Here is a 5,907-nt window from a genome sequence, read left to right on the forward strand (position 1 = left end):
CTCTGCCGTCCTCCTCGCCCCCACTCCCATCTTCTGGTTATGAGTCCTGAGCCTAGGGCGCCTGGGTGGGTAGGCCAATCACCTGGGTATGGGCGCCACGGGCCTGGGTCACCCCAAGGGTGCGCTGGGCTGCGGCAATCATGGGACGACGGTGACTCACCACAAGACATTGGGCCAGTTGGGCTTGCCGGGCAATCAACCGGGCTAGGCTCTCCACGTTGACGCCGTCCAGGAAGCTGTCCACCTCGTCCAGAGCATAGAAAGGGGAAGGACGAAACCGTTGCAGGGCAAACAGGAAGCTGAGGGCCGTAAGGGACTTTTCCCCCCCGGACATGGCGTTCAAACGGCTCATCACCTTGCCTTTGGGATGGGCCACCAGGGTGAGGCCGCCGGCGAGGGGATCGGTTTCGTCGTCCAACTGAAGGCGGCCTTCCCCGTCCGAAAGCTGGGTAAAGATCTCCTTGAAGTGCCCGTTGACGTCGGTGAACGCCTCCATGAAGGCCTTTTTCCGCAGGCTGGCCATGGTCTCAATGCGCTGCAAGACCCCCTCCCGCTCCTGGTGCAGCACGGTCAACCGTTCCCCAATGGCGGCCAGCCGTGTCTCCAGTTCCGCCAACTCTTCCAGCGCCAGCATATTGACGGGTTCCAGGGCGCGCAAATCCTGCTCCAGCTTGTGGATGTGCCGCTGCAACGCCTCCAGCCCCGCGGCCCTCACCGTGTCCGGGAGTTGGGGGCGGGGGGCCGGCAGTTCTGCCTGTTGCAGGCGGATCTGCGCCTCAATGGCCGTTTGCTGATCCCTGAGGGCTTGGTGTTTCTCCGCCAACTGCTGCTGCTGCCACGTGCTCTGGTGTATCTGTTGATTCAGTTGCGCCACAACAGTCTCCAGTTGGTCCCGCTGCCGCCGCTGCTGCCCCAGGGCCTGTTGCAACTCCTGAAGCTCGACCTCCATGGTCCGACGTTCCTGCTCCAGGCGCTGTTGGTGCGCGCTCAACTCTTGCCGGCGCTGGTTCAGGGCTTCCCGTTCCCGCTGCAACCGGTCTCCTTCCTGTTGCAGGAGTTGGCGCTGGTCCGCCAGGCGCTGCTCGTTCAATCGGTGCTCCCGCAAGGCGGACCGCAGCACCTCCCGTTGAGCCAGATTGGCCGCGTGTTGAGCCTCCACCGCTTTCAACTCTTCCTGTAATTGGTTCCATTGCCCGCTCACCATGGTGGCGTCGTCAGCCTCGGCGGCCGCCTCCAACGTGGCCAATTGCTGCTGCTGCGCCTTCAACTCCCCATCCAGCGCTTGCAGCCGGCCCTGGCGCTCCCTGATGCGGGCGGCGCTGGTGGTGATGTGCTGCCGTTGCTGGTCCAGGCGTGTGGCCAGGGGTCTGTGTTGCGCCAGCACACTGCCGTGCTCCGCCTCCACCGCCGCCAGGCGGCAGCTGACGTCGGTCAACCGCGTCTGCACAGCGTCCACGGCCTGGCTCTGTTTGGCCTCTTCCCGCCGACAGGCGCTCAGATGCTGGCCCAAGTCCAGCAGCCGTTGCCGGAGAGGCTCCGCCTCGTCGGCCTGTTCACTGCTGCTGAAACCGAGGCGATCCTGACGGCGCTGCAAGTTCCCACCCGTCATGGCGCCGCTGCGCTCCAGCAACTCACCCTCCAGGGTGACGCAACGGTGCTGCCCCAGGAGGCGGCGCGCCTGATGCAGAGTCTCAAACACCAGGGTGTCCCCCAGCGCATGGGCAAACACCTGCCCGTAGACGGAATCAAAGTGAACCAGGTTCACGGCGCGGTCCACCAGGCCCGGCAACCGCAGGCTGCGGGCCGTGGCGGCTGAGGCCGCTGGCGTGCGCAGGCGGTTGAGGGGCAGGAAGGTGAGGCGACCGGCGCGGTGACGCTTGAGGAGCCCAATGGCTTGTGCGGCAATCTGGTCGTCGTCCACAACCACGTGGTTGAGACGGGCGCCGGCAGCCACCTCCAGCGCCAGGCGATGGGGTGGCTCCACTTCACCCAGCTTGGCCACGGGACCGTGGATGCCCGGCAGCCCACTGTCCAGAATCAAGCGCAGTGCCCCGGTGCCACGGCTTTCTTGGAGGGCTTCACGGCGGCTTTCCAGCTTCACCAGGTCCTGCTCCAACTGCACCTGATCCCGTTCCAACTGCTGGCGGCTGCGCTGCAATAGTTTCAGAGCGCTGTTGCCTTCGTTGCACTCCGTCCGGAGCGCTTCCAGCCTCTGTTGGAGTTGCCCCTTCCGCGCCGTGAGATCATCTAGCTTGGCCTGGTGTTGCCGGTGGCTGGTTTCCACTTGCTGCTGCTGCTCATACCCGTCCTGCAACTGCTGCTCCTCCTGCTTGAGTTGCTCCTGAAGCTGGAGTTGCTCGGTGCGCAGGGGTTGGATGCTGCTGCGCAGCGCCGCCATGGTCTGCTGCCGCTGTTGATAGCTCTGTAACCAGCTTCCCGAACGGTGCGCCAGCGCCTCCAGCCGCTGCCGTTGTTGCTCCACCATCCTCTGGGTGTCCCCGCAGCGCCTGTCTACAGCCTCCAATTGGGCGTCATGGTCGGCGCCGGCCAACCCTTCTACCGCGGTCTGCATCCGGCGCCAGCGACCGCGCCAGTCGTGGTGCCGTTGTTCCAGGTGGTCCTGGTCCTGATTTTGCAAGCTGCGCTGCAGTTCCCGCTCTTGACTCTGCAGCCCTGCCAGCGCTGCCTGCACCGACAACAGTTCATCTTCGCCAAGGACCTTCACCCGAGCCTGGATCTCCTGCAACTGCTCCACCTTTTGATGGTGCGTGTCGGTGAGCTGCTCCCGTTGGGTCTGCAGGGCCTGCTGCTCTTGCCAGTTCTGCCCCTGGCGCGCCATCAGGTCGTCCCGCTGCCGACAGGATGCCTCCCATAGGAGCACCAACTCCTGTTGGCGTGACTGGTGCAGTTGGTCCCGCAACTGCTGATAGCGGCGGGCCTTCCCGCTGTCCCGCTCCAGCCTCTGGCGGCTGGTCCGCAGCTCCCCCTCCACGATGTGGCAGCGCTCTTCATGGTCCCGCACGTCCGTCAGCTTGCCGCGGCACTGCTCAATGCGCTGGTCAAACAACGCCACACCCGCCAGTTCGTCAATGATTTCCCGGCGCTCACGCCCACCCATGGACACAATGCGGGTGACATCCCCTTGCATCACCACGTTGCTGCCGGTGGGATCAATGCGAAGACGGCGCAACTGAACCTGCAACTGGCTCAGGCTGCAGGACTCCGCCCCAATGGAATAGGTGCTGCTGTAGGTGCCGCCAGGGGCTAGGCGAATGCGGCGGCAAATTACCACCTCCTGTTGCTGTGGATCAATCCATGGGCCGGCAACCTCCATGGCGTCAGGTCCGGTATCCGGCTCCACTTCAGGGGGCTGCCAGTCCCCAAGGGCAAGGGTGACGCTGACCGACGCCTCAGCAGCTTTGCCTTGCCGCACCATGCGGTGGTTAATCAGGTCCGGCAGGCGCTCCGCCCGCATCCCGCGACTGGAGGCCAGTCCCAGGCAGAAAAGGATGCCGTCAATAATGTTGCTTTTGCCGGACCCGTTGGGTCCGGTGACGACAGTGAACCCCGGATGCAGCGGAATGTCTATGCTGCCGCCAAAGGACTTGAAGCAACTGAGCCTGACCCGCTGAACATAAACCAACGACAACCAAGCCCACCATTAGAGAAACCATAAGGTGCTGATCCGGCAACAACAAGCCGGCCGGGGGCAATATCGGAGGATTTTAGGTTTAAGGTGGTGTAGCCATCCTGCCCATGGCAATGTCGTCGACTGCAAACGACTCGTCCCCCGCTGACCAGGCCCAGGAGGGCCACGCTGCAACCGACGGCGCCACGGGAGATCCGCTGCGGGAGCACTTCCAGGCCCTGTTGCCCCTGTTGCAACAGGAATGGCCCGAGATTGCCCGTGAACACTGGGAGGCCACCTGTGGTAGCCTAGAGGAGTTGGTGCAACTTGTTGCCAGCCGGACGTCCCACACGCGGACCATCATCCGGGCCCAGCTGCTGGAGTTGCTGAACCACATGGAACGGCTCAGGGAGAGTCCCAAGGAATGGGACGAGATGCTTCATCCCCTGGAAGAACGGCTGGACACCCTTGTTGACGAATTGCGTCGAGACCTGGCTCCCCGCCTTAAGCACAGTATCCGACAACAGCCTCTATTGAGCCTTGCCGTCGCTGCGCTTGCGGGCCTGGTCACCGGGCTTCTGCTGGGCGGCAGCCGGCGGCAACAGTAATGGTGTCCCCACCACCACCCGGTTCCCGCCAGGGCCGCGGCCCACGGCATCCTCTGGAACGCATGGCGCTGCTACTGGCCAGCCTGGTGGACGTGCATCTGCGCATGGCCCTGCAGGAGATGGGCCGGGACCGCCGCCGCCTCGTTGGCGGGATGTTGCTGCTGGGGATGGGCCTGGGGCTGCTGGCCACCAGCTTCCTGCTGGCCAGCGGTGCCCTGGTGGTGTGGCTGGTGCGGGGCCTGGGCTGGGGTCTGGTGCCCGCCCTACTGGCCATGGGTGTGCTGGATCTTGCCCTGGCCGGGATCGCCCTGCGGGTGGCCGGTGTCCTGCTGCAAGGGCCTTACCTGGTGAAGACCAGGGCGGGCCTCGTCAAGGCCACGCGCCTGATGGCGGGGCGGTGACCATGGCGTTTGTGCTACCTTGAGAAGGTTCACATGCTGTGAACTAGGTGGCTCACACCAGTGTTTCGGACAGCGGTTCGATTCCGCTCAGCTCCACCTTTCACGGGGCTGCAATGGTTTCGACGGGGCATGAGGAGGGTGACTGAAGCCTGCTCGGTCAGAGCAACTTCGTAACAGCGAACAACATCGTTCGTTTCTCTCGCCAGGCCGCCCCTGTTGCCGCCTGAGCCTTCAAGGGAGATGGGGTGAGGTCAGCCTTATTACCAAAATGACCCGTGGGGGCTGAGAGGCCCCTTCTTCCCACCCTTTCCCAGCATGGCGCGGAGCGGATACAAGGACTACTGGAACATCCTCCAGGTGCCCAGGAGTGCAGATCAGGCCGCCATCAAGCAGGCGTTTCGTCGCTTGGCACGGCAATACCATCCGGACGTGAGGCCCAACGACAAGGAGGCGGAGGCGCTCTTCAAGGAAATTAACGAAGCCTACGAGGTGCTCAGTAACCCGGAGAAGCGGCGCCGTTACGAGCAGTTTGGCCGCTTCTGGAGCAGTGGCCGTAGCCAGGCCAGCAGTGGCGCGGGGGTGGAGATGGACTTTCAGAACTACGGCAATTTTGATGAATTCATCAACGACCTGCTGAGCCGTTTTGGGGAGGGAAAGGGTTCCGGCGGCTTCAGCGCCAGTGGCTTTCCCCGACCCGGACGCCCCCGCCCTCGCCCTCGCCCCCTGGACCTGGATGCGGAAGCCTCCCTGGAGATTTCCTTTACCGAGGCCTTCCATGGTTGTGAGCGCACCCTCGCTGTGCGCACCCTGGGCAAGAATCAGGAATCCGTGCAGGTGCGCATTCCGGCCGGTATTCTTCCCGCCACCCGCCTGCGCCTCAAAGGTAAGGGCAACCTCCAGCCGGGCACAGGGCGCCGTGGGGACCTTTACCTCAAGGTTCAATTCAAACCTCATCCCGTGTGGCGGTTGGAGGGGGACCAGTTAAAGGCCGATTTGGTGCTGGGGTTGGACGAGGCCGTGCTGGGAGGCGAGATTGAGGCGCCCACACCCCAGGGCACAGCCACGGTCACGGTTCCGGCCGGCATTCAGCCAGGGCAAAACCTCCGGCTGCGGGGACAGGGATGGCCGTCCCCTAGCGGTCGCAAGGATCTTCTGTTCACGGTGATGATCCACGTGCCCCAGGCTTCGTCCCCCCAGGAGTTGACTCTGTTGCGGCAATGGGCAGCCTGCCGAACCGGCTCCCCCCGGGAGGCCATGGCCCGGCAGGCCC

The 5,907-nt window shown here is 64.1% G+C and carries 4 protein-coding genes; 3 read left to right on the plus strand and 1 reads right to left on the minus strand.

From position 1 onward, the window contains the following. Positions 1 to 52: 52 nt before the first annotated feature. Entirely contained in the window at positions 53 to 3,649 is a 3,597-nt protein-coding gene (smc, locus tag FLM9_RS05835) for a chromosome segregation protein SMC (protein ID WP_306806799.1), read from the minus strand. A 113-nt stretch (positions 3,650 to 3,762) separates the two neighbouring features. Between smc and FLM9_RS05840 the strand changes: the two genes are divergently transcribed. From FLM9_RS05840 to FLM9_RS05855, 3 genes are all read left to right on the plus strand, one after another. Then, positions 3,763 to 4,236, plus strand: a complete 474-nt coding sequence (locus FLM9_RS05840) for a hypothetical protein (protein WP_081340241.1) — start codon at positions 3,763 to 3,765, stop codon at positions 4,234 to 4,236. Between the two features lie 62 nt (positions 4,237 to 4,298). Further along, a complete protein-coding gene (locus tag FLM9_RS05845) occupies positions 4,299 to 4,637 on the plus strand; it encodes a phage holin family protein (protein WP_180365321.1) in 339 nt (112 codons plus the stop codon). Between the two features lie 315 nt (positions 4,638 to 4,952). Further along, positions 4,953 to 5,907, plus strand: a 955-nt coding sequence (locus tag FLM9_RS05855; RefSeq protein ID WP_074457689.1) for a DnaJ C-terminal domain-containing protein, incomplete at its 3' end; no start/stop codon positions are given.

This window comes from Candidatus Synechococcus spongiarum (genome assembly GCF_900047545.1).
Taxonomy (GTDB): domain Bacteria; phylum Cyanobacteriota; class Cyanobacteriia; order PCC-6307; family Cyanobiaceae; genus Synechococcus_B; species Synechococcus_B spongiarum_C.

Excerpts from the sequence above, each read along its gene's own strand:
- FLM9_RS05840 (WP_081340241.1), top strand. The coding sequence starts at position 3,763 with ATGTCGTCGACTGCAAACGACTCGTCCCCCGCTGACCAGGCCCAGGAG.
- FLM9_RS05845 (WP_180365321.1), top strand. The coding sequence starts at position 4,299 with ATGGCGCTGCTACTGGCCAGCCTGGTGGACGTGCATCTGCGCATGGCC.